General features: G+C 46.5%; 17 protein-coding genes and 2 pseudogenes. 15 read left to right on the top strand and 4 right to left on the bottom strand.

From position 1 onward, the window contains the following. The first annotated feature begins 192 nt into the window (after positions 1-192). The 8 genes and pseudogenes from ACEW81_RS08295 (at position 193) to ACEW81_RS08260 (ending at position 10,059) form a co-directional block, all read left to right on the top strand. Positions 193-657: a hypothetical protein gene (locus ACEW81_RS08295; protein WP_373532512.1), complete on the top strand. Its 465-nt coding sequence runs from the start codon at positions 193-195 to the stop codon at positions 655-657. Between the two features lie 85 nt (positions 658-742). After that, complete coding sequence (locus tag ACEW81_RS08290; RefSeq protein WP_373532511.1) at positions 743-2,029, top strand: TolC family protein; 1,287 nt, start codon at positions 743-745, stop codon at positions 2,027-2,029. Next, positions 2,026-3,252: an efflux RND transporter periplasmic adaptor subunit gene (locus tag ACEW81_RS08285; RefSeq protein ID WP_373532510.1), complete on the top strand. Its 1,227-nt coding sequence runs from the start codon at positions 2,026-2,028 to the stop codon at positions 3,250-3,252. The genes ACEW81_RS08290 and ACEW81_RS08285 overlap by 4 nt, the downstream gene beginning before the upstream one ends. A 1-nt stretch (position 3,253) precedes the next feature. Beyond that, positions 3,254-6,385 (top strand): efflux RND transporter permease subunit, encoded by a 3,132-nt coding sequence (locus ACEW81_RS08280; protein ID WP_373532509.1) that lies wholly within the window; start codon positions 3,254-3,256, stop codon positions 6,383-6,385. Continuing rightward, positions 6,295-6,489, top strand: a complete 195-nt coding sequence (locus tag ACEW81_RS08275; RefSeq protein WP_373532572.1) for an ATP-binding protein — start codon at positions 6,295-6,297, stop codon at positions 6,487-6,489. Before ACEW81_RS08280 ends, ACEW81_RS08275 begins: the two co-directional genes overlap by 91 nt. 364 nt (positions 6,490-6,853) lie before the next feature. After that, entirely contained in the window at positions 6,854-8,704 is a 1,851-nt protein-coding gene (locus ACEW81_RS08270) for a heavy metal translocating P-type ATPase (RefSeq protein WP_373532508.1), read from the top strand. 264 nt (positions 8,705-8,968) lie between these two features. Beyond that, a pseudogene (locus ACEW81_RS08265) lies at positions 8,969-9,211 on the top strand (transposase); the annotation flags it as partial. 29 nt (positions 9,212-9,240) lie between these two features. Continuing rightward, entirely contained in the window at positions 9,241-10,059 is an 819-nt protein-coding gene (locus tag ACEW81_RS08260) for an IS3 family transposase (RefSeq protein ID WP_373532507.1), read from the top strand. Between the two features lie 311 nt (positions 10,060-10,370). Here ACEW81_RS08260 and ACEW81_RS08255 read toward each other — a convergent pair whose 3' ends face one another. After that, positions 10,371-10,559: a hypothetical protein gene (locus tag ACEW81_RS08255; protein WP_373532506.1), complete on the bottom strand. Its 189-nt coding sequence runs from the start codon at positions 10,557-10,559 to the stop codon at positions 10,371-10,373. Between the two features lie 193 nt (positions 10,560-10,752). Beyond that, entirely contained in the window at positions 10,753-11,466 is a 714-nt protein-coding gene (locus ACEW81_RS08250) for a hypothetical protein (protein WP_373532505.1), read from the bottom strand. Positions 11,467-11,880: 414 nt separating this feature from the next. Here ACEW81_RS08250 and ACEW81_RS08245 point away from each other — a divergent pair, with 414 nt between their 5' ends. Both ACEW81_RS08245 and ACEW81_RS08240 read left to right on the top strand, forming a co-directional pair. Continuing rightward, positions 11,881-12,027, top strand: a complete 147-nt coding sequence (locus ACEW81_RS08245; RefSeq protein ID WP_373532504.1) for a hypothetical protein — start codon at positions 11,881-11,883, stop codon at positions 12,025-12,027. 432 nt (positions 12,028-12,459) lie between these two features. Further along, positions 12,460-13,536: a hypothetical protein gene (locus ACEW81_RS08240; protein ID WP_373532503.1), complete on the top strand. Its 1,077-nt coding sequence runs from the start codon at positions 12,460-12,462 to the stop codon at positions 13,534-13,536. Between the two features lie 12 nt (positions 13,537-13,548). Here ACEW81_RS08240 and ACEW81_RS08235 read toward each other — a convergent pair. After that, positions 13,549-13,806: pseudogene (locus tag ACEW81_RS08235) on the bottom strand (integrase core domain-containing protein); the annotation flags it as partial. Positions 13,807-14,442: 636 nt separating this feature from the next. Between ACEW81_RS08235 and ACEW81_RS08230 the strand changes: the two are divergent. Then, entirely contained in the window at positions 14,443-16,104 is a 1,662-nt protein-coding gene (locus ACEW81_RS08230) for an ankyrin repeat domain-containing protein (RefSeq protein ID WP_373532502.1), read from the top strand. A 483-nt stretch (positions 16,105-16,587) separates the two neighbouring features. Here ACEW81_RS08230 and ACEW81_RS08225 read toward each other — a convergent pair whose 3' ends face one another. Further along, complete coding sequence (locus ACEW81_RS08225) at positions 16,588-17,442, bottom strand: hypothetical protein (protein WP_373532501.1); 855 nt, start codon at positions 17,440-17,442, stop codon at positions 16,588-16,590. A 123-nt stretch (positions 17,443-17,565) separates the two neighbouring features. Between ACEW81_RS08225 and ACEW81_RS08220 the strand changes: the two genes are divergently transcribed. The 4 genes from ACEW81_RS08220 to terL are packed head-to-tail and all read left to right on the top strand — an operon-like array spanning position 17,566 to position 21,279. Further along, on the top strand, positions 17,566-18,648 hold the full coding sequence (locus ACEW81_RS08220) for a DNA adenine methylase (RefSeq protein ID WP_373532500.1): 1,083 nt from the start codon (positions 17,566-17,568) through the stop codon (positions 18,646-18,648). Further along, positions 18,638-19,246, top strand: coding sequence for a ParB/RepB/Spo0J family partition protein (locus ACEW81_RS08215; protein ID WP_373532499.1), 609 nt, complete (start codon positions 18,638-18,640; stop codon positions 19,244-19,246). The genes ACEW81_RS08220 and ACEW81_RS08215 overlap by 11 nt, the downstream gene beginning before the upstream one ends. Beyond that, positions 19,239-19,667, top strand: a complete 429-nt coding sequence (locus ACEW81_RS08210; RefSeq protein ID WP_373532498.1) for a hypothetical protein — start codon at positions 19,239-19,241, stop codon at positions 19,665-19,667. Before ACEW81_RS08215 ends, ACEW81_RS08210 begins: the two co-directional genes overlap by 8 nt. Then, entirely contained in the window at positions 19,585-21,279 is a 1,695-nt protein-coding gene (terL, locus tag ACEW81_RS08205) for a phage terminase large subunit (RefSeq protein WP_373532497.1), read from the top strand. The genes ACEW81_RS08210 and terL overlap by 83 nt, the downstream gene beginning before the upstream one ends. The last annotated feature ends 171 nt before the right edge of the window (positions 21,280-21,450 follow it).

The following is a 21,450-nucleotide window of genomic DNA, read 5'->3' as shown; positions in this document are numbered from 1 at the left end:
ATTGAACCCCAGTCAGTCCCCCCATTTTTAGGATCTGGCCCCACTGGCTCAGTTTTTGATTGCCATTTGCACCACGCAGCCGAATTATTTGACTGTGCTTGGAGGAGTCTTCAGGGCATAGATCATTACACGTGCCTCTGGCATAATAGAGAGACAAGATCCACCACAAGCTAAAATCCGGAATACAAACACTTGAAAGCAATGGTATTCAACCAAAAGCGATGGCATACCCTGATGGGGCTAATTGTTTATGTGGCTTTGAGCGTGTTCACACCTGAAGCCCTGGCTGCCATCACCCTTATTGTGGATGGGCCTCATGCCCTATCAATTCAAGCTGATGCCAAGGGAAACAAAGCCCTGGTACTTCACCACCATGGCCTGCAAGCCTCAAACGCGGCGGAAACCAGTTTTCACCATCATCATCCCGATAAGCCAGACCACAAGATTTTGCTGTCTAAAGCAGATTTTAAAACTTTTATCGCCAATGAAAATCGACTTCCGCTTTCCTTTGAGCCTCTGGGCTCGGTTCTCATTGGATTTCTCCTGATGTCCAACCCCTTGACGGGTCAAAAAACGTCCCTTCACCATTTATATGCCCATCCACCGCCGCCCAATCAGACTTTGCGTTTCCGTCAAACTATTGCCTTACTTATTTAAATCACCTTAATCTGCTTTCATTTTGCTGCAATCAGGCTGAAGCTTGCTTGAGCGTGCCAATAAAAAGGATTAAGGAGATTCTCGTTTGCGTTCCCCACTACTAAACGCATTGCTGCTCACTCTGGCTGTAACGATGCCTTATTGGAGCTGGGCAGACACGCCCCCAGTCTTTACATTAGAGGCCGCGATTGAAATTGCCGCCCATAATAACCTGAATTATCAAGCCGCATTGGCGCAAAAAGACATCAGTCAGGCCCAGATCACAACAGCCAAAGCACGCTTGAATCCCTTGTTGATTTCCGATAACGGCATCGCCGAAAAAACCTATCGCCTGGGCCTGCAACAAACACTGGAGTTGGGTGGAAAACGAAAAAAACGTATTGCGGTCGCTGAAACCCAAAGCCAACTCACGGACATCCTAACGAGTGCCAAGCTTTTAGAACTCAGGATGGGTGTCAGAAAAACATACACGGAACTGTATACCGCTTTAGAGCGCCAAAAAGCTTATGAAGAAATCGTTGAAACCACACAGCACCTGCTGGCCATCGCCAAAAAAAGAGAGAAGGTGGGCGATATTCCCAAGGTGGATGTTCTGAGTGCTCAAATTGCATTTACCAATTCAAGAAGTGACCATCAAACCGCTTTTTATCAGGTAGTTTCTGCCAGAAACCGACTGAGCGCCTTGCTGTTCCAGCCCCTCTCCCAAGAACAGCTGTTGGCAGCCCCACCAAATTTTGCCCAAGAAGCGTTGCTGACGCCCCAGAAGCAGGAGCCTAGCCAGCCCTTGCAAGCATCGCTGACCGAATCAGCGCTGAATCTGAGTATTCTGATTGAACAGGCCTTTAAAATTCGACCTGAGCTTCAGGAAAACAGGCTGAACGAGATTTTAACTATACAGCGGTTGGCTGTGGCCAAGAGTAACCGAATTCCCAACCTCAGTCTTTCGGCTGGCCCAGACTTGGTTGCTGAACCCGGTCAAAGGCGTTTGAACCTCTATGTGATTGGAGCAGTGGATATCCCTGTTTTTAACCGGCAACAAGGCCCTATCGAGGAGGAATCTGCCCGACAACGACAGCTCCAGATTACACAACAGGCTTTAAAAACCCAGATAACTTATGAAGTCATCAACGCCCATACGGCTTTTATAGCCAGCCAGGAACGGCTAAAGCGCTATGAGGCAGAACTACTCCCTGATGCGGAGCAGATTGTCAAACTGGCCCAGTTAAGCTTCCGGGAAGGGAAGTCCTCCATATTGACGCCAATTAACGCTCAACAGGCCTTCATCAATACCCGCCTGGGGTATTTGCAAGCCATGAGCGATCATCAAGATGCGATTAGTGATTTAGAAAAGGCGATAGGAACCGGATTATGAAGATCTCTCATCCATTACCCTCTTTCAGTGGCTTGATCTTGACCGGACTAGTTTTTCTGGCTGGTTGCGGGGCCTCCCAAACTGAATTGCCACAAACCGAGAAACAGGCCGCATCATCCGATATCGTTCGCTTAACGCCAGAAGCCATTCAAAAAAGTGGTATTCAGGTGGCAGTAGTCACTGATCGTTCTCACAGTAGCCACATTACGACTATTGCGGAGGTCAAGGCCGATGATAACCAAGTGTTTCATCTCAGCTCTATTGTGGGTGGTCGCGTCATCAGTGATAAGGCTAACTTGGGCGATACGATCCGGCAAGGGCAGACCGTGGCCATCATACGCAACCAGGAAGTAGTTAAAGCCCAAGCGGCATCGATTCATGAGCTTCATAACAATGAAATCGCCATTCAACAGGCAAAAACCCGCCTTAAATTGGCCTGCCAAAATTATCAGCGGGAAAAAGCGCTTTACGCCGAAGGGGTTTCCCCCCACAAAGATCTGCTACAGGCCCAGTCTGAGATGGAATTAGCCCAATCCACTTTAAGCGGCTATCAGGAGCATGAGACCCATGTGACTTCCGAGGCGAAAGCATTGCTGGGCACTTATGGGGTGGATTTCAACAGTCAGTCCGAACATTTACAAACCGGTAGCCCCATCCTGGCCCCTCGAAGCGGGGTGATCACCCGAAAAACCATTACCTTGGGCGATACAGTGAGTGCTGACCAAATTTTGTATGAAGTGGCTGACTTGTCCCGGGTTTGGTTGGATATGACGGTTTATCCCCCAGAACTGGCCGGGCTGAAGTTAGGCCAGATCATTCGCTTTACCAGCGACAGTCTCCCCAATAAAGTGTTCTCCGGGCGCATCAATTACATTCCGGCCAGCACCAATGCCCGAAGCCCAATGTTTATGGTTCGGGCCTTTTTGAGTAACCCGGATTACAGCCTCAAGCCTGGCATGTTTGGGCAGGCAGAAATTGATTCCGCCCCAAAGGGCAGTAAGCCGTTTATCCCGGAAAGCGCACTGCAAAAATATGGACGGGAAACCTTTGTGTTTATTCCGATGAAAGAGGGCAGATACCGCAAACAGCCCGTGGAGATTGAAAGTCATGATTCGGCGGGGTATTTGATTCGCAATGGCCTAAAAGCAGGAACACTTGTGGTGACCCACGGGAGTTTTACCCTGAAGGGCGAATTATTAAAAAATCAGTTCGGGGAGGAATAAGATGGAACAGTTTCTTGCCAACCTGATCAAGCAGCGGCTTTTGATTTGCCTGGCCTTTGTTTTTGTCATTATTGGCGGCGTGTTTGCTTACTGCAATTTGCCCATTGATGCGTTTCCCGATCTGACCAACGTTCAGGTGCAGGTCATTACCGAAGCCCCTGGCATGCCACCGATTGAAGCGGAGCAATTGGTGACAGTTCCCATTGAGTCTATCCTGAACGGCTTGCCCAAGGTGGAGCAGGTTCGCTCAGTCAGCAAGTTTGGACTTTCCATTGTCACGGTTGTTTTTCAGGACAATGTAAATACCTACTTTGCCCGGCAATTGGTTAATGAGCGGCTTCAAAGCGCCCGCTCCCGACTGCCAGATGGAATCAGCCCGCAGTTGGGGCCTATCACCACCGGCATGGGGGAAATTTACCAGTATGTGGTGGAAGGCAAAGGCTATACAGCCAGGGAGTTAAAAACCCTGCATGACTGGGATATTAAATATCAACTGAGAACCGTGCCAGGGGTTAATGAGGTCAATACCTGGGGCGGACAGACCCAGGAATACGTGATTACGCTTTTTCCAGAGCGGCTGACCCAGTATGACCTGACGTTACAGAACGTATTTGCCGCACTGAAAAACAACAACGAGAACTACAGTGGCGGCATTATCGAGCATGGCGCCGAGCAGTATATCATTCGAGGTCTGGGGCGGGTGGAAACTCTGGACGATATTGGCAATATTGTGGTTTCCCGTAAAGGGACAATGCCTGTTACCCTGAAAAACATTGCCCAAATTGGTTTTGGGAATGCTTTACGGCAAGGGGCTGTGACCAAAGATGGTCAGGGAGAAGTTGTCACCGGACTGGTTATGATGCTGAAGGGCGAAAATAGCCGTGAAGTAATTGAACGGGTCAAGGAGAAAGTCCGACAAATCCGCAAAAGCCTGCCTGAAGGCATCCAATTGAAACCCTTCTATGATCAAACCCGCTTGGTGGAGCAAACCATTCACACGGTTCAAACCAACCTGCTAGAAGGGAGCATGTTGGTGATCGCGGTTTTGCTGCTGTTGCTGGGAAATCTGAGAGCTGCCCTGATTGTAGCGGTAGTCATTCCTATTTCCATGATGTTTTCCCTGATGGGGATGAAAGCATTGGGCTTGACCGCCAACATCATGAGCCTGGGGGCGATTGACTTTGGAATGATTGTGGATGGGGCCATTGTCATGGTTGAAAATACCGTGCGCAAGCTGGCCCATGCGGAACCGGGTGTTACCCACAACACCGAGGCCGTGGTGCAACAATCTCTGAAAGAAATGGCCCGACCGATTCTGTTTGGGATTTTGATTATTACGGTGGTCTATATGCCCATTTTGGCTTTAGAGGGCATGGAATACAAAATGTTTTCGCCCATGGTGTTTGCGGTTTGTTTCGCATTGTTGGGCTCTCTAATCTGTGCCTTAACGCTGGTACCGGTATTGTGCACGTTTTTTCTCAAGGGAAAAGTCAAAGAACGGGAAAGTTTTTTCATTCAAAAAATTCGCCCGGCTTACCTGAATCTGCTGAAAAAGGCACTGGCGCACCGTAACATGACCGTTTCCATTACCGTTGCCCTGTTTATAGTCACAGTGGCCAGCGTGCCCTTCTTGGGGACGGAATTTGTGCCCCAACTGGATGAAGGTGACATCCTGATTGAAACCGTCAACCTGCCCAGTATTTCACTGGCCGAAAAACTGAAAGTGACCACGCAAGTTGAGCAATCTATTGGTGATATTCCTGAAATTGAAACGGCCGTCTCCAAACTGGGCCGTCCAGACCTGGCCACAGACCCCATGGGTGTCTATCAGGCGGACGTCTATGTGATGCTGAACCCAAAGCAAACTTGGCGAAGTGGTATCACCAAAGAGAAATTAATTGCCGAAATTGACCGCCGTTTAAATCGGGATATTCCTGGCACGCATTTCAATTTCACCCAGCCGATTGCCATGCGCGTCGATGAGCTGGTATCCGGGGTGCGCTCCGATATCGCCATCAAGCTATTTGGCGAGGATTTTAAGGTGTTGGCGGAAAAAGCGCAGGACATAGAGCGTGTCATGCGATCGGTAAAAGGCCAACGGGACTTGCAAACTGAAAAACTGGAAGGCAGTTCTCAAATTGTCATCACGCCAGATCGGACAAAAATGGCGCGTTATGGCGTTCAAATTTCTGACATGAAAGCGTTGGTAGGCACGGCTGTTTTGGGAGAGCCTGTTTCCGAAGTGCTGGAAGGCCGCAAGCGCTTTACGATGCGGGTCAAGTTCCCAGGGGGCAGTCAGACAAATCCGCTTTTATTACAATCCCTGCTGTTGGATACAAGCACGGGCCAGCGCATTCCGCTGGGGCAAGTAGCCACCATCCGGACGGAAGAAGGGCTTGAGGTGATCAACCGGGAATCCGCTCAGCGCCGAATTGTGGTGATGTGCAACGTGGATGACCGTGATATCGGCTCTTTTGTGCGAGAAGGCCAGCAAAAGATCAAGGAACTCGTCCAGCTACCTCCGGGTTATTACATTGAATGGGGCGGCCAGTTTGAAAATCAGCAACGGGCCATGCAAAAGCTCATGATGGTGGTTCCGTTGTCTATTGTGGTGATCTTCCTGCTCTTGATGGCTACCTTCTCTTCGGTGCGCCATTCCCTGTTAGTGATGCTAAATGTTCCGTTTGCCCTGATTGGGGGTGTGATCGCCTTATGGCTCAGAGGCATGTACCTGAACGTACCAGCCTTTATCGGCTTTATCGCGCTATTCGGGGTGGCCGTCTTAAATGGCCTGGTTCTGGTTTCAACCATCAACCAGTACCTGAAAGAGGGTCATCCTTTATCTCAGGCAATACAACTTGCGGCTGAAACCCGATTGAGACCAGTTCTGATGACAGCGCTGGTGGCTATTTTGGGTTTTATGCCGATGGCTTTATCACACGGTGCAGGCGCGGAGGTGCAGAAGCCACTGGCTACCGTGGTCATCGGTGGGGTGTTCACCTCTACCTTTTTGACCTTGATTGTTTTGCCGGTCATCTATGGCTGGACCCAGGCTGTAAACGGAAATCTCTACTTTCAAACCCTTCCCAAAACGACACTCAGGTCAATACCATCTTCAAGGACACTGCCATAACCGCCGCTCTGGTAGACCGGCTGACCCACCACCGCCACCTCCTGGAAATGAACGGCGATAGCTACCGCTTCCGCCAATGCCTGAAAAACAAGGGAAACCAGTAAAGTAACCCCTTCAGCACCGCCACCCATTCCCTGGCAGAATGTCGTAGATTTAAAGTCCAGGGCATTCTGCCAGGGGATGGGTGCTTCACTGGCCAGACAAACGCAAGATGGGTTAACGCCAAGGTCTCCGAAACCCGCCACCCTATATAGGCTAAGGTCAGGCATAACGTCCGTACACCTCTCAAATCCTGATCGGCAGCCGCCAAGAAAGCGTCCCGTTCAATCTCAGTAAGGTAAAGGCGCTGTCCTTTGTCATCAAAAAGCTGTGAGTTTGATTTGGAAACGGCACTCTTTTTTGATCAATAAATGTCACCCTCCTGGTTCTACTTTGTGCTAATGCTGTTTTTAGTCATACAATGCGTTTATGAAAAGCTTAAAAAAATGGCCGGAATTGCTCACAACGATTGCTTTGCTTGGGCTCCTACTATACGGCGCGCTCTTTTTCCTCGCTCCAGGCTATTCCTGTTGGCCTCTGTACTTTGTTTTAGGTGTGGGGATTATCCCGCTCTGTCTGCAAGTTTTTAAAAAAGCACTTCAGAAAGACTTTGGCGCCGATATTCTGGCAGTTCTCGCCTTAATCACCAGCGTGATATTACAAGAGTATCTGGCCGCTGTTTTAGTCGTTTTAATGATGGCAAGCGGGCAATCTCTTGAGAAGTTTGCTCTGCGGAAAGCCTCATCCGTATTGGATGCTTTAGCAAAACGAATGCCTGTCAGCGCCCATCATCAGCTTGCAGGCCAAATCAAAGAGATTTCGCTGGCCGATATTAAAATCGGTGACCAACTCGTTATATTCCCCCATGAAACGGCACCCGCAGATGGAACCGTTTTGGAAGGGAATGGCACGATGGATGAATCCTACCTGACAGGCGAACCTTACCACGTGGAAAAGGCACCCGGCGCTTCCGTTTTGTCAGGTGCCATCAACGGGGAAGCCGCTTTAGTCATCAGAGCCACTAAAGTGGCGGCAGATTCGCGTTATGCCACCATCATGACCGTAATGCAAGAGGCAGAGCAGAAACGTCCGACGATGCGCCGTTTGGGTGATCAAATCGGGATGTACTTTGCTCCTATCGCCTTTTTACTTGCATTGTCAGCGTGGGGAATTACGGGAGATGTCACACGCTTCTTGGCCGTTTTAGTTGTTGCAACGCCTTGTCCATTGCTCATTGCTATCCCGATTGCCATAATCAGCGCGATTTCTCGAGCGGCCAAAGAGGGGATTATCATCCGTGATCCGGTGGTACTGGAACGCTTACCAACTTGCCGTACCGCCATCTTCGATAAAACGGGGACACTCACCTATGGAAAACCTCAAGTAACAGAAATATTATGTGCAGCCGAGTTTCAAAGGAGCGAAATCCTACAAGCCGCCGCTAGTTTAGAGCGTTATTCAAAACACCCTTTGGCTAGCGCTATTTTGGACGCTGCCGCCCAAGAGAAGCTTCCTTTGCCAAAAGCCACTGAAGTGTCTGAAAAGCCTGGAGAAGGGTTATATGGCATGGTTAATGGTCGCCAGTGGAATCTAACCAGTCGCCATAAAGTCGCACAAAAATGGCCCGATCTGGTAAGGGGTTTACCTTCAGTTGCTGTTGGTTTGGAATGTATCCTGCTCTGCAATGAACAGTATGCGGGTCTCTTTCACCTGCGGGATGCGCCTCGCACGGATGGTAAACCCTTCATTCATCATCTAGGTCCTGCGCACCAGTTTAACAAAATTCTGTTATTGTCAGGCGACAGAGCTTCAGAAGTGTCTTATTTGGCTCAAGTGCTTGGGATTCAGGATACGTTGGCAGAACAATCTCCTGAGCAAAAGGTGGCCATTGTACGTGCTGAAACAGCTCAGGCAGCAACGCTTTTTATGGGGGACGGCATTAATGACGCTCCCGCACTAGCAGCTGCCACGGTTGGACTGGCCTTTGGGCAGCATAGCAGCGTTACTAGTGAAGCTGCTGGAGCTGTTATTCTTGAAAATACCTTGTTAAAAGTAGATGAACTGATGCATATCAGTCTTGCACTCCGCCGCATCGTTTTACAATGTGCGCTGGGTGGGATGATTTTAAGTTTCATCGGCATGGGGCTTGCGGCAGCTGGGTATCTTTCGCCCGTACAGGGTGCTATTGCTCAAGAGATAATTGATTTCATTGCGATTCTCAACGCACTTCGATTATCGTTGCAACCCAAAATCGCCACCGATATGAATCTCAAGGGTTAGAATGTTACCGGCACATTAAAGAGCATTGGTTCAAAAGAAACATGAAATCAAATCGATCAAAAAATAGACTCTCTAGCTATTTCATTCATCACAAAACAATGATGCAAACCTATGCTGACAGGCGTCCGAAAATTAGAGCCAGTGGAGTGTAGAGATTTTCCATTAAAATTGAAAGCAGGAGAATCTCGAAATGAAGAAGAGCACCCTAAAGGGCATCCATATCCGTAAGCCTTAACAGGCAACGGCTCTGGACAGTTTACCGAAGAGCAGATCGTCAAAGCCTTGCAAGCAGTGGAAACCGGTGGCAAGAAGGCTGTGGACCAGCAGCGTGAATTGGGCGTGAGCAATGCCACCTGGTACATCTGGAAGCGGAAATATGGTGGCTTGGGCGTAAGCGAAGTCAGGAGGTTGAGGGAAATGGAACAAGAAAACACTCAATTGAAGCGGATCGTAGCCAATCTCATGCTGGAAAATGAAGCCATTAAGGAAGTTTTAAAAAAGCTTTAAGGCCCAGTGAGCGTCGCGAGGTGGTGGGAATGCTCCAGGAGAAAGGACTCTCCCACCGCCAAGCTTGCCATTTAGCAGGCATTTCCCGCAGTGTGGACAAATACGTGGCCAGGAATCCTAACGAGGCGTTGGTAGCTAGTATGAAGGAGCTGGCTTTTGAGCATATTCACTACGGGTATCGACGGATCTGGGCCTTATTGAAGCGTGAACACTGGGACGTCAGTTTAAAGCGCGTCAAACGTCTGTGGAAATTGAACCACTTACAAGTACCTCAACGTAAACCTAAACAACGGCGAAGAGGCCCTTGTGTCGAGCAGTATCCTTGTCAGGCAATGGCTCCCAATCATGTATGGTCATTAGACTTTGTGGCGGACCGTCTGGGCCATGGGGGGCGGCTGAGAATGCTTACATTGGTGGACGAGTTTACGCGAGAATGCCTGACCATTCGGGTGGAACGTTCCCTGAAAGCCAAAGATGTGCAAGAAACCCTGGCTCAAGTGGCTAAAGAACGAGGTTATCCTTGCTATTTACGCAGTGACAATGGGTCTGAATTCATTGAAAAGTCACTTCAGAAATGGCTGAGAGAAAAAGGAATTGACTCCATTTTCATTGACCCAGGCTCTCCTTGGCAGAACGGGAAATGTGAAAGTTTCAATGGCAAATTGAGAACCGAATGCCTGAATGCCACTTGGTTCAGAACGTTGCGGGAAGCCAAAGTCCTGATCGAGATGTGGCGGAAAGAATACAACACGTTCCGACCTCACCGGGCTCTGAAATTATTGACCCCACACGAATTTGCCCAGCAATGGGCGACTGCACCACCCTACCTAATAGCAACCCCTGCTTAATCCTTTCCCCACTGCATATTATACGCGCCAATCCGGATGTATCAAGGAAACTTGCTCACTAGCAAGCAACTTTAGCCTGCCGCAATTTCCTTGACACATCCGGATTTCTGCTGGATTTAGCATTTAGGGAAAAAGAAATTAAATGCTCAGTCTCACTTGTGCTAATATTTTCCAAAATCTCTACGCCAAGTGGATCTGAAAAAGGGACCCGGTCACTCTCCAAAATCAACCATTTAGTGACCACTGAATTGCAAGAGAACTAAAAACTTTTGTTATTTTGCGGGAGAGTAGGGCCGCTCATTCACTCACCCTTAAAATCTTCTTCTGGGATAACGAATATCTTCCTCTACCGTCATATCCTGCACTTTATCCACAAATAACCATCCGCACAGTAAAAAACTGATGAAATTGGTGGTGGGGTCTGGATTGGGATGATTATAAAAATTCCAGGCCGCCGCCGCCGCTAGAGCCATATACACCAGAACCAGTAACTTTTTCATAAACTCTTATTCCTCTCTTCAAAAAGTTAAAAGGGAAATACCAAGCACCGTAATTGCAACTCATGGGTAATGCCCATAGATACCCCATAACGCAAGCAAAGCACCCGCAATGGATGCTTTTGCATAATACAGGGTGCGCTCGGAGAAATTCGAACTTCCGACCTCATGATTCGTAGAGTTGGAAATCATATATTTATTTCGAGAAAATCCTATCATATATAAACGTTATAACGAAAGGTAAAATGACCATTGAAAATATTACCCCAAACAGAGCTCTCCAATTTCTTTCTCTCCAAGCATGTTGCGCCCCAACTTGAATTTCAACAACAGGAAATAGTTTTTGTACTAAAGTCACAGCCCAAAAGCTCAAAATAAGGGCAGGCAAAGTAAGTATTTTAAGCAAATCCGTGGTAACAAAAGCAGCCGTAAAGTAGTAAAAAAATAACAATATAAAAATAGAAATCACTAGCATCATAGCAATTTGTGCAAAAAAATAATTAATACTACACAAAGGCGACTGAGGAGGGAATGATTGAATTATTTGCTGAATCTTATCAAAAAGGCCTCGAACCCAAATATCATCATCACCTGACACGCTAAAATAACTTTCGCTATAACAATCACTTGCAAAATAAATTTCAACTTTTTTTCCAGTATAAAACTCATGAAGGTAAAGTCTTATCGAAGATATTGGCTGTGAGTTCGTAATAGTACCATCCCCGAAAATTGCTTTATCTGAGCTTTCCGTGCGGGAATCATCTTTATAGGTTATAGAAAAGCTTAAATTGAATTGACCCTCGTCAGAAGTTTTTTGTTCATCAAGAAGTTTGCACAGTGCTCTCACACCCTCAATCTGAACTATTCTGCTTTTTATCTTACAGCGTTTTGTATCTTTAACTTTGATCATAAACATCTATAGATATTAAAAAAGCCTCATTTTAATAATGACGAGGCCTTTTTATATAAAAAAATGGTGCGCTCGGAGAGATTCGAACTCCCGACCTCATGGTTCGTAGCGGTGGTCAGAAACCTTAATATAGTTGCCTTTTAAGGCATTTTAAATTTTCAAGGTCACAAAAATGTCATCAGAGAAAGCCATTTTACTGCCATCTCTTAAAACAGAGAAGCCAGATTCTAAAGCGTACTCTGTATCACATGCACTACCCAACAGCGTGTTGATGACAACTTACTGATACAAAAAGAACCCAATTCTGACGATCCCGCACCCCATATCTTAAGATTTTTATGATCAGCGTTTAAACAACTACCGAAGCTTTTTTTCATAAGCAAAGTATCTCAACCTCAAAAAAACCAAAAACCCTTGGCCTATGTCGATTTCCCACTGTACTACGGGATGTATGTCAAACCCCGCAAACAAAGCGGGCAGACCGAGATAACCTTTCAGTTTGAAGATCCTGATGCCTTACCGGGCGCCTTGGGCGAACGGTATCCAATGGGAACCTTGTAGCTGTTTTTACCCGCCGATCTCATTGAAGATGGATAAGCCCCCGACGAACTGCAAGGACTGCTTGGGCTGGCAGTGCCAGAAGAGGCTTTTTACGTATACCAGGATTAGCCTCCTTTCTGACATTGTTTACTAAAGCCACTCCTCGTTAACACTGAAGAGATAGCAACAAATCGATTCGCCGCGTTTTTATAAAGCTGGCAATGGATAGGGCTCTCTCAAGACGTTTTGTAAAGCATAGGAGTGATTCAATTGAAGGTCGAAGGGCAAAATTACCACTCCTACGTATTGACGCAAGTTAAACCGTCTAGGCAGTTGAATATTTTTAATAACACAACGCTTCCACAGGATTTGTTTCAAGCAAGATTTAAAGGCTCTCCCACTCAATCTCCTCAACAAGCTAAAAGTTTTTTTGAAAAAGTCACACAGGGGCCTGTGCCTAAGCTGGTTGTGGGTACCGTACTCTTGGCGGCAGGGCTTGCCATTAAGGCATTTGCGCTAGCAACTGTTCTGGCGGCTCCCATATTGGTTCCAGTTGGATTAGGGCTGGGTATGGTTGGGGCGTTGTTGATGGGTTGGGGTGGTGTGCAGGCGTATAAACAATCCAATTCCAAGCCCCCGTCTGATGACCCACAGGATTCCTCAGCTTCTAATGCTCAACCCGATGGGCCTTCGGATAACGCAACCCCGCCAACCCCAGAAATTACAGCGGACTCCGCAACTCCTCTATCTGAAGATCAGCCGGAGTCTCATCCACCCACCGCTCCCTCTCAAGGGTCCGAAGCGGCATCGCCTGTATCAGCGCCAGCAGTCCCTCAAAATCAGGACGCGTTGAGCTTTGAGGCATTATACGGAACCAATGACATCCGGCAAATCTTTTTCAAGCAAAAGTCCGGGACATTATCATGTTATTTGCTAGCCGCCCTGGATAGCTTGATGCAGCATCCAGCCGGTCGTCAAGCATTAGAAAAGATTCAAGTTTACAGAACAGCCAATGGCTACGATGTCAAATTCCCGGGTCAGCCCAACCCTATTCCGGTATCGAATGCCGAATTGGCAGACCGTATGGCTGAGGGGCCATTGGGGATACGCTTGATTGAAAAGGCTTATTTAAAAACACCGGGTGCTACTCTTCTAACTGACAATCCAACCTCTGCCATAGAGCGTATTTTTGGCTGGCAACAATCCAAGACAGAAGCCATCAAGCTGCAAAATAATCCCGGTGCTAAGCAATTTATTGGGGGTATTCAATTTTCTTTCCGTAAAAGAGCCAAGCAATTTAAGGAATATGTGGCACAATTGCCCCACACTCGGGAATTTGGCAATGTGGATACCTGGAGCGCCCTTAAGAAGAACGGTGGTAATCATTGGTATTCCTTGCGGTTTGATTCAGAAGACCCAGACTCAGTGATCAAGGTCAACCCGGAGGACACTCAAAGGCTTGTAGAACGGATAACAATTGATGAATTGTTGGATCAGTGCCATTTAGAAGGCGCCCGGATTCCAATTTAAATTTTCATGTAATTAGGGTTTACTTTGGGTAGTATGAGAAAGTAGCGTGTTTGGGATTCTATCACCTCCCCTAGGGGATGGCTGGAATGCGTAGCATGCCGGTAATGGGCGAAACTGGTCGGAAGGATGGTAGCCTACAGCGCTTTCCCCAAGGGGATGATGCACAATGGGAGCGAAAAGAGTTGTGTTAGCTCCAATAACGACTTGAGCCTCTTTAAGGGTGTCAAACTGCTCCATATTCAGGCATTCATCCCGAAGTCTCCCATTGAAGCTTTCACATTTTTACCGTGAGCGGCATCCACATTCGTAAGCCTTATCAGGCAACGACTGCGTATGCAATTTCTTGCAGGACCTCTTTATCCAGCGTTAGATTCGCCACAATCCGCTTTAAACATGTGTTTGCATGCTCCAGCTCTTTCAGCCGCCGGGCTTCATTAAATGCACATGCCACCGTATTTCTGTTTCCATTTACCCAAAGCCGTTGCCCTTTAGGGCTTACATATGGATGCCCTAAAGGGTACTCTGTTTCATTTCGAATTCTTCCCAAACCGACACTCAGGTCACCTCTAAAAAAGCACCGCTCTGTAAATTTAAGCATTATTTTTTAAGATTCAGCATCAATAGGAGTTGCGAAATCAGCAAGTTTGAATTTAAATATGTATAAACTTCTGAAGTTCACTCTCCCGTTTTTAAAAGGTTCCCGCTATGCTCACTGTCCCTACTCAACCACTGCATCCACCTACCTCCACGCAACCTGTCAGACAAACTTACCCCATACAGACGGCAGTCCACAAGCCTTCTAGTGCTACTGCACCCAAATTTAGCGGAAATGACAGCAACCCAGGCTTTTTTACAAAAATGGGAAATGGCTTCCTAGGGATATTCGGTTACCACAAGAAACCCACATTGGCTCAAACCTTAATGGCCCCAGCCATGGAGGACTTAAAAGTAACCGTACTGAATTCAGAGAATTCACAAAATCTGGCAGACTTTGTGAAAAAAACGCTCAATTTGACTCTTACAGAAGACGAATCCAAAAAGTTAGCTGATTTTGGCGCAAATACGGTACTCCACATCGGAAATCAGCTCTTTGTGCCGCAAACTGCCCAACATATCGCCAACTGGGCAGGCCAAACCGCTGACCAGGCCAGATTTCAAATATTGACGCCACAAGCGGCAAAGCACTTGGGTTTCTTTGCGTCTGAGTCTGCCAGTCAGGCTGTTAATCAATTGCACGAGCCAGTAAGTTTGGCAGCGGTAACAGCCACCGAAAATACAGCCTCAAGACTGATTAACAATGCGGTTCGCAATGGACGCAGACTGATACTTCAAAATTTTGAGCCCTTAAGGCAAATAGGCTATGGGGCAGGCATGGCTGCTACAGGCTATTATGTGCTGCCTTATGTCACTACACCCGCAAAAAGTACCGCTGTAACCACAGCAGGCGTTGGCATGATGGGGTGGGGCACTTATGGGTTGAGCAGTAGCCTTGGAAAAGCCAACGACCGGAGCCAGGCCAGCGCGAATGCATTGGCGAAGGCCGCCCAGGAAGGGGATGTTCATAAACTCAAGCAATTGATCAGCAGAAAAGCCTCTATTAACCGCCTGGATGAGCAGAACTGCAGTGCGCTTTACCGGGCTGCGGAACATGGCCAAGTGAATGCCGCTCAATTCTTAATTGAGCATGGGGCAGATTTACAGCTTGGCTTCCCACTACAAAATCGTTCTCCCCTTTGGATTGCGGCCCAAAATGGGCACACCGAGGTGGTTAATATTCTTATAGACAGTGGCGCCGCATTTAATATGGCGGATGAGAATGGGGTTACACCACTGAGAGTAGCACAGGCTTTTGGCCACAGCGATATTGTTCGAGATTTGCTCAGCGTGAAGGCACTGGGGCTTGATAGCCAACCCAGTCTCCCTAAAAAACTTACAGCCCCTTTTTCACAACGGCTACCGGGCCCCTTGGATCGTTCCCCCCAAAGCGTGGATAAACTTTGTGGGGCAATTAGCAACGATAATATTCAGGCTCTAAAAAAATTGGTAAAACAGGGTGTGGATTTTGATGCGCTGGATTCAAATGATTGCACCCCTTTGTACCGGGCCGCTCAAAAAGGGAAACTGCAGGCCGCAGAATTCCTGGTTCAGATGGGTGCCACTGTGGAAAAAGGGTCGACAACAGTTAATCAAACGCCATTGTGGGTGGCCTCCCGCAATGGGCATACCGATATCGCTAAACTCCTCATCAATGCTGGCGCCAACCTAAATACCCCTGAAGTAGAGGGCAATCAAACACCTTTGTGGGCAGCCTCCTGCTGTGGGCATACCGATATCGCTAAACTGCTCATCAATGCTGGCGCCAACCTAAATACCTCGGAAGTAAAGCACAATCGAACCCCTTTGTGGATTGCTTCCTCCAGGGGGCATACCGAAATAGCTAAACTGATCATCAATGCTGGCGCTGAACTTAATATTCCTTCAAAATCAAAACATACACCTCTACAATTAGCAGTTGAAAACGGGCATACGGAAATTGCCGAAGCACTTCATGCCGCTGGGGCCAAATAATAGCCAATTTATTAGTCCTTGACTCCGTAAGCCCTCAAAGGATTGCTACCCCCTAAACTGACAACCTCATTCAGATCATTACCCACCTAGTGATCAGACCTGAACCACCTTCTAACATTGCTAGATGGGTTTGAGCTGGGCATGATGGCCAGACTGATCTGCACTCCATAATAGGGAATCATTTAAAACTTAAGGTTTTTATTCATAGAAAGAAAGGAACCTTAAACAAGGAAGATCTCCAGTTTTACAGAAGAGCAGATTATTGCGTCCATACGCAGCCAGGTATCCGGTGAAAAGACGGGGAAAAGTCTGTCGGGAGCTTGCCCTCTCAGCGAAAACAGAGAATCCAGATTCTAAAGCGTACTCTGTATCAAACGCACAACCCAACAGCGTGTTGATGACAGCTTACTGACACAAAAAGCACCCAATTCTGACGATCCTACACCCCATAGCTTAAGATTTTTATGATCAGGGTTTAAACAGCTACTGAGGCTTCTTTTCATGAAAAAATTTACTACTCTCATCCCTTTCTTCAGCTGCCCGGATTGGGTGAAGGATGTTGAGATTATTGAGATATTGCTTCTCGCAAATATCATTGAATTTTTTTAAGGATTTTTCAGAGTTATTTTTGTAATATTCCTGACTCGAATAAAATGTTTTTTTCAACTTCCGCCAAGCCAAAAAGCAGCAACCCTGCTTATGATCACTCATATCCGAACTAAAACTATTACAGCCTTCAACATGGCAAGTCTTTGAGTTCTTTCGAAAAGGCTTTCCTCGTTTATCGCGATCCATTTGTCCACAAATCCAGCATTGGAATATTGGGACTATAAACGCTTCTGCAGGGGCTAGCAATTTAATAAGGTCATAGTCCTTAGAATAATGGTCAGAATAAACAAATTCCCAAAAGCCTTCGCCTAGATCTCTTCGCTCCAAGGGGTTCTCTATGAGAATGTTACCGTCCCATTCAGGTGCAACAATGTTTTCGTTTGGCAATAACAAATGCACCTGTGCAATGGTCCATCTAAGCACTTCAAAAATGCGGATTGGTTTTACGTCCAACAGAAGATGGGCATCATCAAAAACAGTGTGCTTCAAAACTTCTGCTATTTGCATGAGTTCTTTTGGGCTAAAGGATCTAAATGGCTTAATATAACGCTCTGCAAATTCCAGCTTTCTCAGCCCCAAGCCAGCAAGTAGCTCTTGGCTTTCAGGCTCTACCAAAATGGCATTTCCTTTTGATATCAATGGAGAAAAATTACTGACTTTCCCATCACTGTCTTGAAGTTTGCCGTGTATAAACGCATTCAGCGTACTTCGAATGGTCGGTTGAGGCATAATTGACAATTCTCTTATTTGTTGACTAATGCCATTTGTTGCTGTCTGAAATAAGACAGTATTGATCATTATACTCCCGTCCGTTTGATGTCATTCTAAAAAAAACAGCAAGCGAGGCCAGTAATGACAACTGTTTCATCCCGTTTTTTATCGATACTACCTGCCTACTTTGGAGGCAAGCGCACCTTAGCGCCATGGATCTTCAACACCCTACAACACGCCATTCCTCAAAAAGAGTGGGATCAATCCGAGTTCATTGATCTCTTTATGGGGGGTGGCTCCATTTCATTGTTTGCCAAAACTCAAGGCTTCAAAAAAATCTGTGCCGTTGATTGCGCAGGCCGCTCAAAAATTGTTGCGGAAGCAGCGCTAATGAACGGAACCCTGCGCCTGCAAAGATCGCATTTGCTTTATCTCAGCCAACCGATTCCTACTAACCAAAAGCCTGGACTAGTCGAATCAATGTACTCACCTTCTGTTTTTAGCTGTCGACACGCCCAGATTCTTGACCAATGGCTCTATTGGGCAAACCAGGTGCAAAATACAACACTGAAAGCTTTAATGAAATTGGTAATCTGGCGTTGTATTTACCGTTTTATCTGCATTCCCACCAGTGTAAACACTTCAAACCGACCTTTCGCCGAAGCATTAGATGGAATCAGAAGCTGGGACAGCTTAAACCCAAAGCGTTTTATCGATGGCAGCCTGGATAGTCTCCTGATTCCCAGCTGTGATTGGCTGACCAAAGAGATAAAAACCGTTAATCAGGGCCTCTTCTCAGGCGCACCTATCAGCTTTCATCAGGCGGATGCACTTAATATTTTACCCAACCTTCAAGGCGACATCTTATATGCAGATCCACCTTACGCTCACACCAGTGCCTATGAAAAGACCTTTGCCGTTATTGATCATCTTCTAACCGGCCACAAACAGGTCACCCCCTCAAGTTTCTCAAAAAGTACCGAAAGTCTGGACACTCTGTTTGACAGTGTCCGGCATCTTCCCACCTGGATGCTTTCTTACGGGAATCAGGTCCTGGACTTAAATGCATTGATCGCCTTAGTACAACGCCATGCGGGATCCCGCAAAGTCCAGGGGTTCGCCAAGGCCTATAAGCACTTGGCACACGTTTCCAAGTCCAACCACAATCAAGAGTTACTAATTATTGCAAGCACTGAACGAAAGGTAATTTCCTATGCAAATTGATATTCAGCAACTTCACCCCGACCCCAGAAACAGTAATGTTTGTCCGCCAGATCGACTGGCCAAAATTGAAACCCACATTAAGCGCACTCACTGCTATCCGGTTTTGATTGTACGACCCCACCCGCAGCGCCCAGGGGAGTACCTCATTATCGACGGACATCATCGGCTTGAGATCCTGAGGAAACTAAATCATACCCAGGTAGACTGCCAGGTCTGGGAAATGGATGAGCAAGATGCGACCTTGGCCCTGGCTACTCTCAACACGCTCCGGGGTACCGACGATATCCGAAAACGGGCAGAACTAGTTAACATCCTGCAACAAGATTATGGAATGACTAATTTGGCAAATCTGTTGCCAGAAACCGAAACCCAAATCCAAGATTTACTGGCAATTTTGAAACTGGATGAAGCAGAGCTGGAAAAAGCGGTGAAAGCCCAGATAGAAGCTGAAAAGGCTCTGCTACCCATTCCCTACACCTTTATGCTCTTTGAATCAGACGCCAAAGTCGTTGAAGAAGCACTGGCACTCTATCAAGGTGAGAAAACGCAACAGTTCATTCAATTATGTCATCAACATTTGGAGAAGAAACATGCCTAAAGCCTTCAAAGATATAGACCAGGAAAAGCGTAAAACCTACATTCATAAGCTCTTGGATATTGGCATTCGCACCTCCGAGATTGTAAAAACGATAAAGCCATTATTTGCAATTTCTGATCGACAAGTTTATCGGGATATCCAGCTAGTGCGTAAAGAACGAAGTCTGGATATAAAGTCACTTTCAGCTGATGAGTATTTATACGAAACACTTTCCAAAACCAGTTATTTGTATCGTCTAGCGCTTCAACAAGTGAATCCCGATCTAAATGCCGCACGCGCTGCCCTTGTTGAAGAATATAAAATTTATCAATCCATCAAGAAAGAGGAAGAAAAAAATCATGTCAGCCGAGAAGCTTCTAACCCAAAAGCTCTTGTCGATGGCCTTACCAAGCTTTTTGGAGAAACTACAAATAACCAGTAAGCAGCTTACTTCTGACGAGCTTAAAGCAGTCATTCAGGCCCGGGGCTTATATGATTTCGAGTTTTTTGTCCGCTATTTCTTTGCACATTATTGCGAATTTCCTTTTTCTAGAATGCATCTGGATTTTTGCCAAGCCGAGCAGAATCCATACGCTCGACAGCGTAGGGATGTAATTGCCGCCCCTCGTGGTCATGCCAAAACCACCTTCAAAACGCTATTTAAAGTCGTGCATGCCATTGTTTATGGCTATGAGCCTTTTGTCGTGATTGCCAGTTATTCACGCCCTCAAGCCGTTCAAAAAGTCAAAGACATACTAGATGAGCTCACTCATAATCTGCTGTTACATGAAGTCTTTGGGGCGCTGGCCCCCAAGCCCGGCCGTTATTTGGGGCGTGCCCGCTGGGGAACTTCTGACTTCACAGCACAAAATGGCTGTCGAGTCGTTGCCATATCCCGAGGGCAATCATCACGAGGCATGCGACACGGTGCAGATCGTCCCTCTTTGATCATTTGCGATGATGTCGAATCGTTAGAAGGGGTCTACGAATTAAAGCAACGAGAAAAAACGTTGGACTGGTTTCAAAAAGACATTTTAAAATTAGGGCAATCCAACAACAGTACCAATATCACGGTGGTCGGCACAGTTCTTCATCCAGAGTCTCTGCTCTCATTCTTATTAAAAAACCCGGGATGGAATAGCCATTTTTATCAGGCCGTTGAACACTTCGCCGATCATCAAAGCCTTTGGAATGACTATAAGAGCCGATACACCAATTTGAGCGATCTCCACCGAAAAGAAACAGCACATCTATATTTTAAAAATCATGAAATGACCATGATGCAAGGCGTCAAAGTTCTGTGGCCTGAGAGTGATTCTTATGAAAAGCTGTTTTGTATGCAAATAGATGAAGGTAAGGCCAGCTTTCAATCTGAAAAGCAAAACGAACCCTTTGATCCAGAGCGTCAGATTTTTAATATGCCCCAAGCCAAGCGGTTTACCTTCCTTTATGAACAAGGATTCCCTGTTGGGGTTTGCTGGCAAGATGGCTCAAACCGACAAGTACTTTTCAAAGATTTTGAACAAATCGTAGCTTTCCATGATCCGGCAATGGCATCCAGCAAAGACTCTGATTATGCGGCCATTGTGGTAGTGGGCCTGGATAAAGAAGAATATTTATACTGTTTAGACGCTTACCTCGAAAAAGTACCGGTGTCCAGACAATTGGAACAAGCTTATCATTTACAGGCCAAGTGGGGATTTCAACGCTTATATCTAGAAACCAATAACTTTCAAGGGATTTTGCAAATGAATTACAAAGACAAAGCCCTGGAATATCCACAACAAAGCTTATCCGTCATTCCGGTCACCCAAACTCAAAATAAGGCAAAGCGAATTTCTACCTTAGAGCCTCTCATCTCCAATGGCTACCTCCTATTCTCAAATACATTGCCTGAATTATTTATCACCCAAATGCATCTGTTTCCCACTACCCATGACGATGGTCCAGACGCCTTGCACGGAGCGGTCAGTCAATTAAAAAAACGTCTTGAATTACCTCTCTTGAGCCCAATTCAGACATCACATAATCGAGAACCCTATGACTACTATTAAAGAGGATGGTGCGCTGTCCTGTAAGGATTCTTAACCATTGATTTTGGAACAATGGTTGGCTACGATTAAAAATATCAAATTAAGGTTAGAAATTTTGATTCTTTTCATTCTACCCATTGTTTATCTTGTTTGAGCCAATACGGTAACTTTGGGTTAGAATTTCAGGGTTTG

The sequence above is a fragment of the Vampirovibrio sp. genome (genome assembly GCF_041737375.1).
Lineage (GTDB): Bacteria > Cyanobacteriota > Vampirovibrionia > Vampirovibrionales > Vampirovibrionaceae > Vampirovibrio.
Note: the sequence above shows the minus strand (reverse complement) of the source record. Positions and strands in the feature narration are given on the sequence as shown.